Origin of the sequence: Ensifer sp. ENS07 (genome assembly GCF_014852185.1) — a bacterium.
Classification (GTDB): Bacteria; Pseudomonadota; Alphaproteobacteria; order Rhizobiales; family Rhizobiaceae; genus Ensifer; species Ensifer adhaerens.
This window is the reverse complement of record NZ_JACVBE010000002.1, coordinates 129,378-148,104: the sequence shown is the minus strand read 5'-3', so window position 1 is coordinate 148,104 and position 18,727 is coordinate 129,378. Positions and strand designations below refer to the sequence as shown.

General features: G+C 63.3%; 14 protein-coding genes. 6 read left to right on the top strand and 8 right to left on the bottom strand.

The window, feature by feature from the left end:
* Positions 1-8: 8 nt before the first annotated feature.
* From IB277_RS07795 to IB277_RS07785, 3 genes are all read right to left on the bottom strand, one after another.
* Positions 9-1,094: a YcjF family protein gene (locus IB277_RS07795; protein WP_090293875.1), complete on the bottom strand. Its 1,086-nt coding sequence runs from the start codon at positions 1,092-1,094 to the stop codon at positions 9-11.
* The gene (locus IB277_RS07790; RefSeq protein WP_090293873.1) at positions 1,091-2,587 is read right to left on the bottom strand and encodes a YcjX family protein; all 1,497 of its coding nucleotides are present in this window, start codon (positions 2,585-2,587) and stop codon (positions 1,091-1,093) included. The genes IB277_RS07795 and IB277_RS07790 overlap by 4 nt, the downstream gene beginning before the upstream one ends.
* A gap of 147 nt (positions 2,588-2,734) precedes the next feature.
* A complete protein-coding gene (locus IB277_RS07785; RefSeq protein ID WP_060520725.1) occupies positions 2,735-3,238 on the bottom strand; it encodes a histidine phosphatase family protein in 504 nt (167 codons plus the stop codon).
* Between the two features lie 403 nt (positions 3,239-3,641).
* Here IB277_RS07785 and dksA point away from each other — a divergent pair, with 403 nt between their 5' ends.
* Positions 3,642-4,061, top strand: a complete 420-nt coding sequence (dksA, locus tag IB277_RS07780) for an RNA polymerase-binding protein DksA (RefSeq protein ID WP_034794589.1) — start codon at positions 3,642-3,644, stop codon at positions 4,059-4,061.
* Between the two features lie 174 nt (positions 4,062-4,235).
* Here dksA and IB277_RS07775 read toward each other — a convergent pair whose 3' ends face one another.
* On the bottom strand, positions 4,236-5,225 hold the full coding sequence (locus tag IB277_RS07775; RefSeq protein ID WP_090293872.1) for a flagellar biosynthetic protein FliO: 990 nt from the start codon (positions 5,223-5,225) through the stop codon (positions 4,236-4,238).
* A gap of 267 nt (positions 5,226-5,492) precedes the next feature.
* On the opposite strand from IB277_RS07775, the gene cckA reads away from it, so the two are divergent.
* The gene (gene cckA, locus IB277_RS07770; protein ID WP_090293870.1) at positions 5,493-8,111 is read left to right on the top strand and encodes a cell cycle histidine kinase CckA; all 2,619 of its coding nucleotides are present in this window, start codon (positions 5,493-5,495) and stop codon (positions 8,109-8,111) included.
* Positions 8,112-8,172: 61 nt separating this feature from the next.
* On the opposite strand, the gene IB277_RS07765 is transcribed toward cckA, so the two are convergent.
* The 3 genes from IB277_RS07765 to IB277_RS07755 all read right to left on the bottom strand — a co-directional run bounded on the left by IB277_RS07765 (position 8,173) and on the right by IB277_RS07755 (position 10,435).
* Complete coding sequence (locus tag IB277_RS07765) at positions 8,173-8,451, bottom strand: hypothetical protein (RefSeq protein ID WP_090293868.1); 279 nt, start codon at positions 8,449-8,451, stop codon at positions 8,173-8,175.
* A gap of 75 nt (positions 8,452-8,526) precedes the next feature.
* Positions 8,527-9,456: a pseudouridine-5'-phosphate glycosidase gene (locus IB277_RS07760; RefSeq protein ID WP_034794581.1), complete on the bottom strand. Its 930-nt coding sequence runs from the start codon at positions 9,454-9,456 to the stop codon at positions 8,527-8,529.
* A 31-nt stretch (positions 9,457-9,487) separates the two neighbouring features.
* Positions 9,488-10,435, bottom strand: a complete 948-nt coding sequence (locus IB277_RS07755) for a carbohydrate kinase family protein (RefSeq protein WP_090293867.1) — start codon at positions 10,433-10,435, stop codon at positions 9,488-9,490.
* Between the two features lie 319 nt (positions 10,436-10,754).
* On the opposite strand from IB277_RS07755, the gene recA reads away from it, so the two are divergent.
* The 4 genes from recA (at position 10,755) to IB277_RS07735 (ending at position 17,097) form a co-directional block, all read left to right on the top strand.
* A complete protein-coding gene (recA, locus tag IB277_RS07750; RefSeq protein WP_043614579.1) occupies positions 10,755-11,843 on the top strand; it encodes a recombinase RecA in 1,089 nt (362 codons plus the stop codon).
* A gap of 231 nt (positions 11,844-12,074) precedes the next feature.
* Positions 12,075-14,738, top strand: coding sequence for an alanine--tRNA ligase (gene alaS, locus IB277_RS07745; protein ID WP_034794561.1), 2,664 nt, complete (start codon positions 12,075-12,077; stop codon positions 14,736-14,738).
* Positions 14,739-15,040: 302 nt separating this feature from the next.
* Positions 15,041-15,892 (top strand): GyrI-like domain-containing protein, encoded by an 852-nt coding sequence (locus IB277_RS07740; RefSeq protein WP_060585072.1) that lies wholly within the window; start codon positions 15,041-15,043, stop codon positions 15,890-15,892.
* 209 nt (positions 15,893-16,101) lie between these two features.
* A complete protein-coding gene (locus tag IB277_RS07735) occupies positions 16,102-17,097 on the top strand; it encodes a carbon-nitrogen hydrolase family protein (protein ID WP_090293864.1) in 996 nt (331 codons plus the stop codon).
* 151 nt (positions 17,098-17,248) lie between these two features.
* Here IB277_RS07735 and IB277_RS07730 read toward each other — a convergent pair whose 3' ends face one another.
* On the bottom strand, positions 17,249-18,463 hold the full coding sequence (locus IB277_RS07730) for an NADP-dependent isocitrate dehydrogenase (protein ID WP_090293862.1): 1,215 nt from the start codon (positions 18,461-18,463) through the stop codon (positions 17,249-17,251).
* Between the last annotated feature and the right edge of the window lie 264 nt (positions 18,464-18,727).

Genomic DNA, 18,727 nt, shown 5'->3' with positions numbered 1-18,727 from the left:
TGACCGCGCTATTTCTCGCCGCTTTCGCCAATCACGCGTCCGGCGCCGGGGCTGAGGTCGGCGAGAAAATCACCGATCCCGGGACGCTTCAGCGCGCGAAACGGCATCGGGCGGCAAAGGTCCATCGCGGCGATGCCGATGCGTGCGGTCATCAGGCCATTGATGACGCCTTCGCCCAGGCGCGCCGAGAGCTTCGAAGCCAGCCCGTGGCCGAGCACCTGCTGGATCAGGCTGTCGCCGGCGGCGATCGAGCCGGTGACGGCCAGATGAGCGATCACGTCGCGCATCAGCCGCAAGAGGCCGAGCGTGCCGGGGCGACCGCCGTAAAGTTCGGCCATGGCGCGGATCAGGCGGGCAGATTCGTAGAGGACGTAGCCGAGGTCGACGAGCGCCCGCGGGCTGACCGCCGTGACGATCGACACGCGCTTGGAAGCCGCGAGAATGAGGCGCCGCGCCTCGCGGTCGAGTGGGCTGAGCAGCTCGCGCTCGGTGAGTTCGATCACGTGCGGACCGTCGATGATCTCGCCTTCGCTTTCCTTCAGCCGTGTGCGCCCGCGCGCCGTCCGCGGATTGCTGGCCAGCAGGTGGACGAGCTTTGCCTGCGCCGCGCGCGCGGGTTTCGCACTGGCCGAAGCGGCCGCCGCTTCCGTTTCCGCTTTCAGCTTCTGGATCGCCGTGAGCTGCATTAGCCCCGAAAATTCGCGGCCGACGACGATCAGCAGCGCCAGCAGACCGATCGCGACGACAACAAGCGCGGCGTAGCCGAGCCAATCGGCACGCGCGAAGAGATCGCGAAGCAGGCGGTCGACCCAGAGGCCGGCAGCCAGTGACAGGATGATGCCGAGTGCGCCGGTCGCGATCTTGCCAACTGACAGGCGGCGCTTGCGAGGACTTGCTTCGGGCAAGGCGAGGGCCTCCACCGCAAGCGTGGTCTCACGGAAAGGGTCTTCCGCATCGGGTGTCAGCACCACATTGTCGTCGAAACTTGCGGGCGCGCGCCGCGCGCGCAGCTGCGGACGGGCCTCGGCGGGCTTGTCTTCGCCAACTGAAAAGGCGCCGGGACGGCGGCTGCGACCGTTGCTGTCGTCACTCATGCGAGCCGGTCTCCGAACAGGAATTGCATGGCCCGGTCGAGGCGGATATGCGGCACCGACAGTTTCAAGCCGCCGCCGGTTTCCTCAAGATGTGGCGGGCGGAAGCGAACAAAGCTGAGTTCCGGCAGCGGATGAGCGCTTTCGATATAGGTCGTCGCGCCGGACCGGGTCTCCAACGTCTTGAAAAGAACTTCAGGATCTTCCGGCAAGTCACCGGGAAATATCGCTGTTTTCCTTTCTCCGTCGAAGATTTCGCCGTTGATCTTCTCGCCGGCAATCGGGGTGCCGACGATGACCGGCAGCGCATGGCCGTCGTGGTTGACGGTCGCTTCGCGGGTGGCCCGGACCGATGCAAGCGCCGTGACCTCGAGGCCGGCGCCGCTCAATCCGATGCTTTCGGCGGCGCGATCGACGAGGCGCGCGGCGATGCGCTCCAGCCGGTCGTGGCTTTCGTGATGCAGGTGATCCGCCTTGGTTGCTGCGATCAGCACCTTGTCGATCCGTCGCGTCAGCAAGGACGAAAGCCAGCTGTTGGTCCCCGGACGGAAGCAGGCAAGCACGTCGGCCAGCGCCTGCTCGAGATCGAGCAGCGCCTCAGGGCCGTTGTTGATCGCCTGCAGGGCATCGACGAGCACGATCTGCCGGTCCAGGCGCGCAAAATGCTCGCGAAAGAACGGGCTGACTACATGTTTCTTATAGGCTTCGTAGCGCCGCTCCATCATCGCCCAGAGCGAACCCTTTGGTGCACGGCCCTCGGGTAGGTCCGGAAGCGGCGAGAAGGTGAGCGCCGGCGAACCTTCGAGGTCGCCCGGCATCAGGAAACGTCCAGGCGGCAGAGTTGAGGGCGAGCGTTCGTCCGCCTTGCAGGCCCTGAGATAGCCGGTGAAGCTCTCGGCGAGCCGGCGGGCGCTGCTTTCGTCGGCTGTCGCCGTCGAGCCAGCCGACGACGCAAGCGTCAGCCATTCGGCCGACAACTTCGCACGGCCAGGTGCACGGGCGCGCGCCACCGAATTGTTGCTGAACTCGCGGAAGTCCTGCGCGAGCAGGGGCAGGTCGAGCAGCCATTCGCCGGGATAGTCGACGATGTCGAGCGACAGCCGGCCCGGCGAGAACAGCCGGTTCCAGCCGCTGGCGCTCTCATATTCAAGGGTTATGCGCAGCTGCGAGATGGCGCGCGTGGAGTCTGGCCAGATGCGATCGCGCACCAGGGCTGCGATATGATCCTCATACTGGAAACGCGGCACGGCATCGTCGGGCTGCGGCTCGAGCCTGACCTTCGAGACCCGGCCCGAACGCACCGCCTCGAACACCGGCAGGCGCCCGCCGTTCAGCAGATTGTGCACCAGAGACGAGATGAAGACGGTCTTTCCCGAACGGGACAGGCCGGTAACGCCGAGCCGGATCGAGGGATTGACGAGGCCGGAGGCGCGGTCGGTGAGGTTGTCGAGCGCGATCAGCGCGTCGTCTTTGAAGCTGGTCAGGTTAGGCGCCAAGTCTTGGTCTTTCTTGCGGCGTGTTTCCCGGGGTCGTTCGCATCGTCAAGCCCGCCGAACGACGATCGGCTGCGGGCTGCCTCCGCGATATAGGCACTAATTGCGGCGCCGCAACGCGCACGTGTCAATTCTTCTTACGGTGCGCCTTCATGGCGTCGGCAACAGCAGCGATATCAGGCGGGCGGAGGCAGCGTCAGACGGCAGATCCAGAATGGCCAGGCCAGCCGGCGGATATCCATCGGGAAGCGCTTCGCGGGCGGCCTCGTCGCCCACCAGGCTGCAGAGCAATTGTTCGATCATCGGATTGTGGCCGACGAGCATCAGCGCGTTTACATGCCGGTGCGCATCGATGAGGTCGAGATAGATGCTCGTCGGACCGGAGTAGAGCGCATCGATGTAGCGGATATCCAGCTCTTCGCTGACCGTGCGGAAGAACGGCTCGGCCGTTTCGCGGCAGCGCACCGCCGTCGAACAGAGGATGCGGTCGGGGCGGATGCCCTGGTCTGCGGCCGTCTGGGCAAGCCGCTCCGCATCGATGTAGCCGACCTCGTCCAGCGACCGATCGAAATCGCGCTGGCCCGGCAGGGCCCAGCCGGAACGGGCGTGCCGCAGGAGGTAGAGGCGGAGAGCCTTGGGGGCGCTGTCTTGCATCGATCGGTTCCGGCGTTGCCTGCCGGTTGCAGCGACAGGGTAGAATTTTGCCGGCTTTCATGTCGGCCGGCAGACCGTCACCTTTCCCCGCACGCACCATAAAGATCAAGCTGGCCGCCGTGATTTTTTCGGGGACTGCCGGTGCTGCGCTTTGCCGCGGTCGTGAATGGACGGTAAAATGGCGCAAACACGTCATTGTCACTTTTCAGCGAGCAGAGGCGGCGGCTTCGGTGGGCGCAAGTTGGAAATCAAGATCCGATGTGTAATTTTGATGAAATATTCGTCAGTTAGCCTGAAACGCTAGCAACATTAAAATACGGTTGAGTGTCTGTTGCGAGGCTTGAATCACAGCTTCCATAGGTCTATACACCGCCGCAATGAGATGTTCTTCAGGAGAATCGCGTTGAGTGAGAAGATCGATCTTAGTACCTTCGTCCTTTCCGAGGACGATGAATTCATGAATGCCAACCACCGGGCGTACTTCCGGGCCAAGTTGAACGCTTGGAAAAACGACATCCTTCGCGAGGCACGCGAGACACTGGATCACTTGGCAGAGGAGAGCGCCAATCATCCGGATCTCGCAGACAGGGCTTCTTCCGAAACTGATCGGGCAATCGAGCTCAGAGCCAGGGACCGCCAGCGCAAGCTGATCTCCAAGATCGATGCGGCGTTGCAGCGTCTCGACGAAGGTACCTACGGCTACTGCGAAGAAACAGGCGAGCCGATCGGCCTGAAGCGACTGGACGCCCGTCCGATCGCGACCCTCTCGATCGAGGCGCAGGAGCGCCACGAGCGGCGGGAAAAGGTCTACCGGGACGAATAAGCTTTCGGGCTTTCGTAACAATCTGAAAAAAGGCGCGGGTCAAACCGCGCCTTTTTCCGTTGTCCCGAATTTCTTCCGAAGCAACGAAGCGGCTCTTCGCTTCGATGCCTGGGCTCAGACAAGTATCTCGCTGCCGTCGCGATGCCTGACGTCGCCGTCAGGCCAATGCGGCAATCAGGGCTTCCGCCCGGCGGAGATGTCGGCCAGCATGCGGTTCATCTCTTCTTCGATTGTCGGCTCTTTATGACCGCCGTCGGCGACAGGCGCGCCAAGCGTCGGCTCCTGACGGCCGGAATGGGCCGGCGCACGGTTTTCCGGAGTGACCGATGTTGCCGGACCCAGGCGCTGCAGGTCGCCGGTGATCTCCGCGTCGAGAAGGCGCTCGAAATCAGAAAGGGCGGTCGCAGGAGCCGGCTGCGGCTGTAGCTGAGGCTGCGACTGGATGATCGCTGCGGGGCGCTGAAGCTGCTGGGCCGGCTGCATCTGAATGGGTTGCGGCTGTACAGCCTGCGCCATTTCCACAGGGCGGTTCATGGCTGCATCGACGTTGACCGCGGGTGCTGCGACGGAGGTGATAGACGGGCTCTCGGGTGCGGGCTGGGCGACAGGGCGAGCGAGAGGGCGCTGCTCTGCAGCAAGGGCAGGTGCTGCCACCGGGCGCTGTTCGGCCGTAACGCGCATGGGCGCCACCGGCTCGACGCGAGCGACCGGCTGTTCCTCTGTCCGGGTGATGGGGCGAACCGGCGTCGCGACGACGGGTTCGGCCTGCATCGTCGGCGCGGGCTGCTGAACGGGTTCCCTGGCTGCCGGACGGCTTTCAGCCACCTTGCGTTCGATGACAGCTGAGCGTTCGCTGACGGCCGGGCGCTCGTCGCCGCCGGCGACGATCCGGCTTTCGATGACGATATCCGTCGGCCCGCCAATCATGATCAGGTGCTCGACATCGTCGCGGCGCACGAGCACGAGACGGCGCCGGGTGTCCACAGCGGCAGCATCGAGCACGGCCAGGCGCGGCTGGCGGTTCTTGCCGCCACGGATGAATGGCGAGGAAGGACGGTTGCGCATGATCCAGAGCACAGCCACGAGGCACAAAAGTCCAATCGCGACCGCTGCAGCGGCGACGACGAACCGGCTGCCGTTGTCGGCGATGATCGTTTCCATCATAGGGTGAACTCCTTCTGCCTTTCGAGTGGCAGTATTTGACGGCTTTTTTCGGGCTCGGACAAGCACTTCGCCGACATTCCCTGTGAATTGGCTCGAATGCTTCCGCACAGGTGCTTTTTGCTGTTATCTCTGATTGTTAAAGATGATTCTTGTCCGAATGATCGAGGGCGTGTCGGCTATGGCCGATTTTGCCCGGCGGTTTGAGCGGATGCCGGCCGGAAGGGCTGGGCCGCGCCGCGCGCGGCGCCGGCCGCGTAAGAGGACCCGATGACGAAATTGCGGCAGTCAGGCGACTACCAGATGCCGGTTGTTGACCGTGGCGTCAGGCCCGGAACCGTGCTGCGGATCGTGCTGCTCGCGATCGTCCTCACCGTCTCGGCCATCGCCTTCGTGATCTTCCGGAACCAGATGGAAAACGAGATCGTGCTCGGCATCCTCGGCGTTCTCGCCATGGTCGGCATCTTCTTTCTCGTGTCCTCGGTCATCGGCTTCATCGAGGTGATGCCGCAATCGCGCCCGGACGAGCTGGCGCGCGCCTTTCTCGATGCGCATGAGGACGGCACGATCGTCACGGACCGGAAGGGCCGGATCATCTACGCCAACGCCGCCTATGGCGCGCTCACGGGCGCGAGGAACGCTGCCGGCATCCAATCGCTCGAAACGATCCTGTCGCGCAATCGCGAGGCGACGGAAGCAATCTACCGGCTGACCAACGGCCTGCACGAGGGCAAGCAGGGGCATGAGGAATTCCGCCTGCTGAAGCCGCTTGCGACCGGTGCGGCCACCGGCTCCGGCGCCCATTGGTTCCGGCTGAAGGCACGCGTGCTGCCGCTCGAAGACAGCGAGCGCAATCCGCTCTATCTCTGGCAGATCGCCGACATCACCGCCGAACGCGACGACCAGGAGCGCTTCTTCAAGGAATTGCAGAACGCGATTGATTATCTTGATCACGCACCCGCCGGCTTCTTCTCCGCCGGCCGCAAGGGCGAGATCTTCTATATCAACGCCACGCTTGCCGACTGGCTCGGCATCGATCTCACCAAGTTCCAGCCGGGCTCGATAAGTATTGGCGATCTGGTGGCAGGCGAGGGGCTGACGCTCGTCCAGGCGGTGCAGGCCGAACCGGGTCTGAAGAAGACCAAGATGCTCGACCTCGACCTGCGCAAGTTGAACGGCCAGAGCCTGCCGGTGCGCATGATCCACCGTGTCTCCTCGACCCGCGACGGCGCGCCCGGCGAAAGCCGCACCATCGTCATGTCGCGCGAGGGCGGCGAGGACAGCGACCAGTCGGCGTCGAGCGCAGCGATGCGTTTTACCCGCTTCTTCAACAATACGCCGATGGCGATCGCCTCGGTCGATGGCAATGGCCGGATCCTGCGCACCAACGCGCCGTTCCTGAAGCTGTTTTCCGGTCTCGTCTCGCAGGACGACGTCGAGCGCGGCGCGCTGATCGATGCAGTGGTGCACGAAACCGAGAAGCTTCGCCTGCACGACGCGCTGGCGGCCGCCAAGGACCGGCAGGGCGACATCGCGCCGATCGACGCGCTGCACCCGACCGATGGCGAGCGCCATTTCCGCTTCTACGTCAATGCCGTGATCGACCAGACCGATCAGGCGCCGGAGGAAGCGGCGATCATCTATGCGCTGGAGATTACCGAGCAGAAAGCGCTCGAAAACCAGATGGCGCAGACGCAGAAGATGAACGCCGTGGGCACGCTTGCCGGCGGCATCGCGCACGACTTCAACAACGTGCTGACGGCGATCCTGCTGTCGTCCGACCACCTGCTTCTGTCTGCCCGGCCGGCCGACCCGAGCTTCGCCGACCTGATGGAGATCAAGCGCAACGCCAACCGTGCCGCTGTTCTCGTGCGGCAGCTGCTTGCTTTCTCGCGCAAGCAGACGATGCGGCCGACGGTGCTCAACATGACCGACGTGATCGGCGACCTGCGCATGCTGGTCGACCGCATGACCGGAACGAACGTCAAGGTCGAGGTCGACTATGGTCGCGATCTCTGGCCGGTCCGGACCGATCTCGGCCAGTTCGAACAGGTGCTTTTGAACCTCGCGGTCAACGCCCGCGACGCCATGCCCCAAGGCGGCATCATTACACTTCGCACCCGCAATCTGCCGGCGGCGGAGGTTTCGGCCTTCGGACGCCGTGAGCTGCCGGACGAAGACTTCGTGATGGTGGAAGTTTCCGACCAGGGAACAGGTATTGCGCCCGAAATCCTCGACAAAATCTTCGAGCCGTTTTTCACGACCAAGGAAGTGGGCAAGGGCACCGGTCTCGGCCTGTCGATGGTCTATGGCATCGTCAAGCAGTCGGGCGGCTACATCTATCCGGAATCGGAAGTGGGCAAGGGCACGACCTTCCGCATCCTCTTGCCGCGCCATATCGAGGTGCCGGTTGCGCCCGAGGAGCCCGCGCAGGCAGGCACCGGAACCGTTGCTGCGCCGGTGGTGCAGACGATAGCGGCTCCCGTGGTCAAGACCGAGGAGCCGACCGATCTCACCGGAGATTCGGCAGTCGTGCTGCTCGTCGAGGACGAGGAGGCTGTTCGCCGCGGCGGCAAGCGCATGCTGGAAACGCGCGGCTACACCGTCTACGAAGCGGGCTCCGGCGTCGAGGCGCTCGACATCATGGACGAGCTCAACGGCGCCGTCGATATCGTCGTATCCGACGTGGTGATGCCGGAAATGGACGGACCGACGCTCCTGACCGAACTGCGCAAGAAGTACCCGGACCTGAAGTTCATCTTCGTCTCGGGCTATGCCGAAGACGCCTTTGCCCGCAACCTGCCGGCGGATGCCAAGTTCGGCTTCCTGCCGAAACCGTTCTCGCTGAAGCAGCTGGCGGTATCCGTGCGCGAAATGCTCGATTCCTAGAGCCGTTGAACGCCAGGGGATATCGACCGGGGTCGGCGCTGGGTACGTTAGGCTTCCGCCCCTAGTCGTTCTGCTGCCTTGACCAAGGCCCATTGGCCGAGCCGCGCGTTGCCGACCAGCCGGGAGGAAGATCGGCGATCTCGTCAAGGTCGGTGTGGCGCTCGACGACCTCCGCCATCGCGACCACGAGCACTTTCGGCATGTCGATCGGTGCGCCATCTGTAAACGCCCATGAATGATCGTCTTCATGATGTGTTGCGACGAGAACCGGGTGCCCCGCGAGCACCGAGCGGCAGGTAACGCAGGCAACATCAGGTGCTTGATCAAACTTCCAACGCATCGTCAGCCTTCGCCAATGTAAAAAGCCCGGCGCTTGCGGGCCGGGCTTCTCTATTTCTCGCCGTTTCTTACCGGATTACTTCACGTTCAACGCGACGGCGATCTCGCCGGCAAGCCGGGCATTGTTCTCGACCAGCGCGATGTTGGTCTCGAGGCTGCGGCCCTCGGTCATTTCAAAGAGGTTGCTGAGCAGATAGGGCGTGACCGCCTTGCCGGTGATCTCGTCGTTCTCGGCATTGTCGAGCGCGCGGGCGATATAGATTTCCATCTCTTCGCGCGGGATCTCGGCAGCTTCCGGAACCGGATTGGCAACCAGCATGCCGCCTTCGACGCCGAGCAGCTCGCGCATGGTCTGGAAGTTGGCGATCGCGGCCGGGCTGTTCAGCATCAGCGGGCTCTTGAGGCCGCTGTCGCGTGACCAGAAGGCCGGGAAGATTTCGCTGTCATAGGTGACGACCGGAACGCCGCGGGTCTCGAGCACTTCGAGCGTCTTCGGAATGTCGAGGATCGCCTTCGCGCCGGCGCAGACGACGATGACACCGGTGCGGGCGAGTTCATCGAGGTCGGCGGAGATGTCAAAGGAGAGCTCGGCGCCACGGTGCACGCCGCCGATGCCGCCGGTCGCAAAGACGCGGATGCCGGCGCGGGCAGCAGCGATCATCGTCGCGGCGACGGTGGTCGCGCCGGTGCGGCGCTCGGCGATCGCGAAGGCGAGATCGGCGCGCGAGACCTTCATCGCGCCCTGGGTCTTGGCCAGTTCTTCGAGTTTGGCATCGTCAAGGCCGATATGCAGTACGCCATGAATGACGGCGATGGTCGCCGGCACGGCACCCTGTTCGCGGATGATCGCTTCAACGCTGCGGGCCATGTTCAGGTTGCCCGGGTAGGGCATGCCATGGGTGATGATGGTCGATTCCAGCGCCACGATCGGCGCGCCACGCGCCTTGGCGGCTGCGACCTCGTCGGAATATTCCATCGGCAGGAAGGGGGAAGCGGGTTTGGTCATGGTCTTTCCTTGGGAGTTCTGCTGGCAAATGTCATGACAGCATTTGGGGCGTGGGCACAAGGGCCAGCGCCTGTTCGAGATTGGCCGCGGACATCTCTTCGGATGCGGCCAAGGGAGAACGCAACGTCAAACCGGCGGCTGCGATGCCGTGCCGCAGGCAATCGGCGATATCGCGGCCGGCAAGGCGGGCGGAAAGGAAGCCGGAGGCGAGCGCGTCGCCGGCGCCGGTGACGTCGGCAAGGGCGGGCAGGGCCGGCGGCACGACGACACAGGCGCTATCGCCCTCGAAGGCAACGACCGCACGGCCGCCCCGGGTCACGACGCCTCCGTTGATGCCGAGACCGCGCAACAGGGCCGGCCATTCTTCCGCCTCGGCCGCCTCCTTGCCGGTCAGCGCCCGCGCCTCGGATTCGTTCATGAACAGGAACGAGAGATGCGAGAGGCACGGCCGGTAGCGGATGACCTTGGCCGGCGAAACAGCGATGCCGGCGACGAGGCGGCCGTTGCCGGCAGCCGACTGGGCAAGTGCGGCGATCGTTTCTTCCGGCAGGTTGGCGTCGGTCAGCACCAGCTTGCTCGCGGCGATGACCTCGCGGAGCGCCCGCCGCTGCAACTGCCGTGGCGAGAACAGCCGGTAGAGTTCCATGTCGGCGAGCGCAATCACCAGATTGCCGTCGTTTTCGAGGATCGCCGTATAGCTCGGCGTCTGGCGGTCAAGAAAGGTGAGGGGACTGTCGATGACGCCAGCGGCGGCCGCGGCTGCGGTCACCATCTCGCCGGCCGCATCACCGCCGCGGGTGCTGATCATGCGCACGCTGTGGCCAAGCCGCGCCAGGTTGCGCGCGGCATTGAAACCACCGCCGCCCGCTTCTTCGAACCAGCTTCCCGGATTGCTCGACCCGGGCGCTGTCGTTCCCGATATACGGCCGCGCCTGTCGATATGCGCGCCACCGAAAACGGCGATGTCAGCTTGCGTCATGAATGTTCCTCTGCTTGGCCGATCGGCCGAATATCTGTTGGCATCCTGCAATGCCGCGTCGCGAAGCGCCACGCGCCCGACCTGCTCAAAGTCTCATGCGCAGGCGAATCGGCCGAGCCTTGCCGGGCAGGTTCGAAGGGCTTGCGCCAACATTCGAAAACTCTGGTTTCGTTCCGTGAACAAGAATCGAACGTATCGTTGAAAGCTATTGTTTTTCAATGTGTTGTCGCGCTCTTGCAAATACGGAACAAAACATGTACAAAAACTCCTGCGGCGGCTTCATTGCCTCGGTAGCTTCAATAACCTAAAGGTGGACCAAATGGCACAAAACTCTTTGCGGCTCGTAGAGGACAAATCGGTGGATAAAAGCAAGGCGCTTGAAGCGGCACTTTCCCAGATCGAACGTTCGTTCGGTAAGGGATCGATCATGAAGCTCGGTGGGAAGGACAGCATCATTGAGATCGAGACGGTTTCGACCGGCTCTCTCAGCCTCGACATCGCGCTCGGCATTGGCGGCCTGCCGAAGGGCCGCATCGTTGAAATTTACGGCCCGGAAAGCTCGGGTAAGACGACGCTGGCGCTGCAGACCGTCGCCGAAGCACAGAAGAAGGGCGGCATCTGCGCCTTCGTCGATGCTGAACACGCGCTTGACCCGGTTTATGCCCGCAAGCTCGGCGTCGATCTCGAAAACCTCTTGATCTCGCAGCCCGACACCGGCGAACAGGCGCTTGAGATCACCGACACGCTGGTGCGCTCCGGCGCGATCGACGTTCTCGTCGTTGACTCGGTTGCAGCGCTCGTGCCGCGCGCCGAAATCGAGGGCGAAATGGGCGACAGCCTGCCGGGCATGCAGGCCCGCCTGATGAGCCAGGCGCTGCGCAAGCTGACGGCGTCGATCTCCAAGTCGAACTGCATGGTCATCTTCATCAACCAGATCCGCATGAAGATCGGCGTCATGTTCGGTTCGCCGGAAACCACCACCGGCGGCAACGCGCTGAAGTTCTACGCCTCGGTTCGCCTCGACATCCGCCGCATCGGCTCGGTCAAGGAGCGCGAAGAGGTCGTCGGCAACCAGACCCGCGTCAAGGTCGTCAAGAACAAGATGGCCCCTCCCTTCAAGCAGGTCGAATTCGACATCATGTATGGCGAGGGCGTATCGAAGACCGGCGAACTGGTCGACCTCGGCGTCAAGGCCGGCATCGTCGAAAAGTCTGGCGCCTGGTTCTCCTACAACAGCCAGCGTCTCGGCCAGGGCCGCGAGAACGCCAAGACGTTCCTGCGCGACAATCCGGATCTCGCGCGCGAAATCGAGACGGCGCTGCGCCAGAACGCCGGCCTGATCGCTGATCGGTTCCTCGAGAATGGCGGTCCGGAAGCGGACGACGGTGACGAGCCGCCGGAAGCATAAGCCGCTCGGTCCACTGAGGTTACCAGAAAACCGGTCGTCCCGTGGGCGGCCGGTTTTTTGCTGGCGTCTGGACAGTCGGATATGTGAGCGATAAAAGCCTTTGGTTCCGGCGACCCAGCGCGTTGGAGGGTGCGGTCACCACGGGTGGCCGCAGGGTTTAGGGACAATGGCTTAGTGGCGCGGCGTGGGCCGGACCCGGGCCGGAATCGGTGCTTAAGAATAGGACGCAAGATGAGCGGCGTGAATGAAATCCGGTCGACCTTTCTCGACTATTTCCGCAGGAACGGTCACGAGGTCGTGTCGTCGAGCCCGTTGGTGCCGCGCAATGACCCGACATTGATGTTCACCAATGCCGGCATGGTGCAGTTCAAGAACGTCTTCACCGGCCTGGAGCAGCGTCCCTATTCGACGGCCGTTACGGCACAGAAGTGCGTTCGCGCCGGCGGCAAGCACAACGACCTCGACAATGTCGGCTACACCGCGCGTCACCACACCTTCTTCGAAATGCTCGGCAACTTCTCCTTCGGCGATTACTTCAAGGAGAACGCGATCGAGCTCGCCTGGAACCTGATCACCAAGGAGTATGGCCTCGACGCCAAGCGCCTGCTGGTCACGGTCTACCACACCGACGACGAGGCCTTCGATCTCTGGAAGAAGATCGCCGGTTTCTCCGACGACCGCATCATCCGCATCCCGACCAGTGACAACTTCTGGGCCATGGGCGATACCGGCCCCTGCGGCCCGTGCTCGGAAATCTTCTACGACCACGGCGACCATATCTGGGGCGGACCTCCGGGCTCGGCCGACGAAGACGGTGACCGCTTCATCGAGATCTGGAACCTCGTCTTCATGCAGTACGAGCAGATCACCAAGGAAGAGCGGGTCAACCTGCCGCGTCCGTCGATCGATACCGGCATGGGCCTCGAGCGTCTCGCAGCCGTTCTCCAGGGCGAACACGACAACTACGACATCGACCTCTTCCGCGCGCTGATCGCGGCTTCGGAAGAAGCGACCGGCGTCAAGGCTGAGGGCGACCGTCGCGCCAGCCATCGCGTCATTGCCGACCACCTGCGTTCGTCCGCCTTCCTGATCGCCGACGGCGTGCTGCCGTCGAACGAAGGCCGCGGCTACGTGCTTCGCCGCATCATGCGTCGTGCGATGCGTCACGCGCAGCTGCTGGGCGCCCAGGATCCGTTGATGTGGAAGCTCTTGCCGGCACTCGTCGGCCAGATGGGCCGCGCCTATCCGGAACTGGTGCGCGCCGAAGCGCTGATCTCCGAGACGCTGAAGCTTGAGGAAACCCGTTTCCGCAAGACGCTGGAGCGCGGTCTCAATCTGCTGTCCGACGCATCTGCCGATCTGTCTGAAGGCGACCAGTTCAACGGTGAAACCGCCTTCAAGCTCTACGACACCTACGGCTTCCCGCTCGACCTGACCCAGGACGCGCTGCGCGCCAAGGGCATCACCGTCGACACCGACGCCTTCTCGGTTGCCATGGAGCGCCAGAAGGCCGAAGCCCGCGCCAACTGGGCCGGTTCCGGTGAAGCTGCGACCGAGACCATCTGGTTCGAGCTCAAGGAAAAGCACGGCGCGACCGATTTCCTCGGCTATGACACCGAGACCGCCGAGGGCGTGATCCAGGCGATCGTGCGCGATGGCGCTGTCGTAGCAACCGCCGCCAAGGGCGACACGGTCCAGGTGGTGCTCAACCAGACGCCGTTCTACGGCGAATCGGGCGGCCAGATGGGCGATACCGGCACGATCACGACGGAAAGCGGCAAGCTCACCGTCACCGACACGCAGAAGCGCGGCGAGGGGCTCTTCGTCCACTTCGCGACCGTGGCCGAAGGCACGGTCAAGACCGGCGACGCCGCCCAGCTCGACGTCGATCACGCCCGCCGCTCGCGCCTGCGCGCCAACCATTCGGCCACGCACCTCCTGCATGAGGCGCTTCGCGAAGTGCTTGGCACCCACGTGGCCCAGAAGGGCTCGCTGGTAGCGCCGGAACGCCTGCGCTTCGACGTTTCTCATCCGAAGCCGATGACGGCGGAGGAGTTGAAGGTCGTTGAAGAGATGGCCAACGAGATCATCGTCCAGAACACGCCGGTGACCACGCGTCTGATGAGCGTCGATGATGCGATTGCCGAAGGTGCGATGGCGCTCTTCGGCGAGAAGTACGGCGATGAGGTTCGCGTCGTCTCGATGGGTCGCGGCATCCACGGCTCCAAGGCCAACCGCGCTTATTCCGTCGAACTCTGCGGCGGCACGCACGTGTCTGCCACCGGTGACATCGGCCTGGTGCGCGTCGTCTCGGAAAGCGCCGTCGGCGCCGGCGTTCGTCGCCTCGAGGCGCTGACCGGTGAAGCGGCACGCGCTTATCTGAACGAGCAGGACGAGCGCGTGAAGACGCTCGCCAACACGCTGAAGGTTCAGCCGGGCGACGTGCTCGGCCGCGTCGAGGCGCTGCTCGACGAGCGCCGCAAGCTGGAACGCGAGCTGACTGAGGCCAAGAAGAAGCTGGCACTCGGTGGTGGCGGCGAAGCGGGTTCGGCCGATGCCGCCCGCGAAATCGCCGGCGTTCGCTTCCTCGGCAAGGTCGTTTCGGGCGTCGAGCCCAAGGATCTGAAGAGCCTGGCCGATGACGGCAAGAAGAGCCTCGGCTCCGGCGTCGTTGCCTTCGTCGGCGTTTCCGGCGATGGCAAGGCAAGCGCGGTCGTTGCCGTGACCGACGACTTGACCTCGAAGCTCAGCGCCGTTGACCTCGTTCGCGTCGCATCCGCCGCTCTCGGCGGAAAGGGCGGCGGCGGCCGTCCCGACATGGCCCAGGCCGGCGGTCCGGATGGCGACAAGGCGGCCGAAGCGATCGAAGCGGTGGCCGTCGCACTCGCCGGCTGATTGGTACCCGCAGCAGAATAGGAAAAGGGGCGTCCGTTGCGGCGCCCTTTTTGTTTGCATCGGGCAGGGCTTGTGTAGCTTCACGCTCGCGGTCCCGCGAGCCCCCTCCGGTCGTGCGTGTCATACCCCGCCGGATCACCAGCCCACACGAACAGAGCCTCGGCGCCTCGGACGGTCAAACCGGGGTCCTATATCGCGGAAGGCTCGTACAAATCTCAGTCGAAGCACGCCCGCAACTCCGCAGGATTTGTCAAATTGATCTATGGTCTACCCATCCGTGAGCAAAGCGCGAAAGGTTGGACATGGAAGAGCGGGTAGCGTGGGCGACCTATGAACGGCGTCTGCACCGGGTCAGCGACTACATCTACGGTCATCTCGACGGCGATCTCGACCTTGATCGCCTTTCCGAGATTGCCTGTCTGTCGCCGCACCATTGGCACCGGATCTACCGGGCCGTTCACCGCGAGACGCTGGCAGGAACGGTGAAGCGGCTGCGGCTGCAGCGGGCAGCGGCCGATCTCGCCCAGACCGATCTTCCTGTCGAAACGATCGCGCAGCGCTCTGGCTATCCCAATCTGCAATCCTTCAACCGCACCTTCAAGGCCGCCTATGGGCTGCCGCCGGCGCGATACCGCAAGGAGGGGAGCCATGTCGCCTTTGAAACCGCTTCAACGGAAGGAATTCCAGACATGTATGAAGTCACCCTGAAGGACGTCGAAGCCTTCGACCTCGTCGGCGTCGCCCACACCGGCTCCTATATGGAGATCGGCAAGGCGTTCGAGACGCTTTATGGCACCCTCTTTTCACGGCAATTGTTCCGGCCGGACATGGAGATGATCGGCATCTACCTCGACGATCCGGAACTGGTGCCCGCGGAAAAACTGCGCTCCTTTGCCTGCGTCAGCGCGCGCGGACCGATGCCGGCGGAGGCGCCGTTGACCCCGCAGCATCTCGACGGCGGCCGCTATGCGGTGCTTCGCCACAAAGGCCCTTACGCGGATATGCCGAAGGCCTACCAATGGCTCTACGGCACATGGCTGCCGCAGTCCGGCCGCGATATCCGCGACAGCCTGATGTTCGAGAAATATCTCAACAATCCCCGCGAAGTTGCGCCGACCGAACTCTTGAGCGAGATCTATCTGCCTTTGAAGTGACAGACACCCGAGCACACACCCGCAATTGACGAATCAGTGTCCGAGCGGCACCTTTTGGTTCGGCGTGGCCTGCGCCGAACCTCCAAAGATCGTCCCCAGCACGATCCTTTCACGGAGGCAAAGGGACTTCAGTCTCGGGTCGCAATCTCGGTCCCACCGTTTCGGGTCCGGTTGTTGGGGAACTTGCCCGAGACGCGAAAGGCCCTGTGATGACTGAAAACCGAAATTTCAAACGGCGCGTTCGCGCCCGTGCCGCCAAGACCGGCGAATCCTATACAACTGCACTCATGCATCTTCGCCAGGCGTCGGCGGAAGACTTGGTGGCGCAACCAAGATTGCTGCGCCTGGCCGTGGCGCAATCCGGCTATTTCGACGATCCCCGCGATGCGGCGGCCCTTCACCATGCCGGCGAAGGGATCCGACACCTGATGCGGGAGGCGCATCGGGCCGGGGCGCGGGTGCTGCATTTCCCCGAGGGCGCGACGTGCTTTCCGAACAAGCGCATCATGTCGACGATCGGTCCGCGCGAAATAGGCCAGTCCGATTGGCGCCGTTTCGAGTGGACGGTTCTGCGCAAAGAGCTTGATACCATACGGACGTTGGCGCGGGACCTCGGCCTATGGACGGTCCTTGGATCCGTTCACAAGCTCACCGAACCGCATCGCCCGCACAACAGCCTCTATGTGATCTCGGACAAGGGGGCGGTCGCGACACGCTACGACGAGCGCATGCTGTCGAACACCAAGGTCTCGTTCATGTACACGCCCGGAACGATCCCTTTGGCGTTCGAGATCGACGGCGTCCGCTTCGGCTGCGCGCTCGGCATCGAGTGCCACTTTCCCGAGCTTTTCATCGAATACGAACAGCTGAACGTCGATTGCGTGCTGTTTTCGACCTCCGGCGGCGCTCTGGCGAACGACATTGCCTTTGCCGCCGAGGTGCAGGGGCATGCTTCAATCAATCGCTATTGGGCGAGTTTTGCGGTTCTCGCGCAGCCCGGCCTGACGGCTCCTTCAGGGATTGTTTCGCCCGACGGGCAATGGGCGGTCCGATGCAGCGGGGATGGACCATCGATCGTCGTGGCGGATATCGGCAGGGACCCCGTCGATCCGGCCCGGCCATGGCGCCGGAGCGCGAGAGGCGGGATCTACGACCCGCATATCGTCAGCGACGATCCGCGCAGCAGCAGCCGCGACATGTTCTAGCAGTCGCTGCCGGTAGCATGGCCGCGCTCGCCTTTAAGTCGTGCGAGTACCGGCTGCAGTCCGGCGCCGATCCGCGTTCCGGAATTTTCATTGGTCCAAAAAAGAAACCCGGCGCGAGGCCGGGTTTCGTTGTCTCTGGGACTGGAGCCTATCAGGCAGCCATGGCCTTCTGCAGGTTCTCGTCGATCTTGTCGAGGAAGCCGGTGGTCGAGAGCCACGGCTGATCGGGACCGATGAGGAGCGCCAGGTCCTTGGTCATGAAGCCGGCTTCGACGGTGTCGACGCAGACCTTCTCAAGCGTTTCGGAGAACTTTGCGAGTTCGGAATTGCCGTCGAGCTTCGCGCGATGAGCGAGACCACGGGTCCAGGCAAAGATCGAGGCGATCGAGTTGGTCGAGGTTTCTTCGCCCTTCTGGTGCTGGCGGTAGTGGCGGGTAACCGTGCCGTGCGCGGCTTCGGCTTCAACCGTCTTGCCATCCGGCGTCATCAGGACCGAGGTCATCAGGCCGAGCGAGCCGAAGCCCTGGGCGACGATGTCCGACTGCACGTCGCCGTCGTAGTTCTTGCATGCCCAGACGTAGCCGCCGGACCACTTCAGGGCCGAGGCGACCATGTCGTCGATCAGGCGGTGTTCGTACCAGATCTTCAGTTCCTTGAACTTCTCGGCGAATTCGGCGTCGAAGACCTGCTGGAAGATGTCCTTGAAGCGACCGTCATAGACCTTGAGGATGGTGTTCTTGGTCGACAGGTACACCGGAACCTTGCGCTGGATACCGTAGTTGAACGAAGCGCGCGCGAATTCGGTGATCGAATCGTCCAGGTTGTACATACCCATGGCAACGCCGGCCGACGGTGCGTCGAAGACGTCGTATTCGATTTCCTTGCCGTCTTCGCCGACGAACTTCATCGTCAGCTTGCCCTTGCCCGGGAACTTGAAGTCGGTGGCGCGGTACTGGTCGCCGAAGGCGTGACGGCCGACGATGATCGGCTTGGTCCAGCCCGGAACCAGGCGCGGAACGTTCTTGCAGATGATCGGCTCGCGGAAGATGACGCCGCCGAGGATGTTGCGGATCGTGCCGTTCGGCGACTTCCACATCTTCTTCAGCTTGAACTCCTCGACGCGGGCTTCATCCGGCGTGATCGTGGCGCACTTGACGCCGACGCCGTGCTTCTTGATCGCGTTGGCAGCGTCGATCGTTACCTGGTCTTCAGTAGCATCGCGGTTTTCGACGCTGAGGTCGTAATATTCCAGATCGACGTCGAGGTAGGGATGGATCAGCTTGTCCTTGATGAACTGCCAGATGATGCGGGTCATCTCATCGCCGTCGAGTTCGACGACCGGATTGGCGACCTTGATCTTTGCCATGAATATGCCTCGTAGCTTATGCGGGACAGCGGGAGCGATGTCCCTTCCTCTCTGAAAAATCCTGTGCCCTATAGCACTCAGAACCGACAAGGCAAAGCATGCTTGGCTGAAACTTTGGATGGAGGTGGAGACGGACCTCGGACGGCTCTTCGCCACCGCTTTTCGACGCCTGCTTTCGTCGCGCCGGCCTTGCAAAGATCGCATCTGCCGCTATGCAGGAAGAACCGGCGAAGGCGGCGCGCGTCCACAGGCGGCCGCGGGACA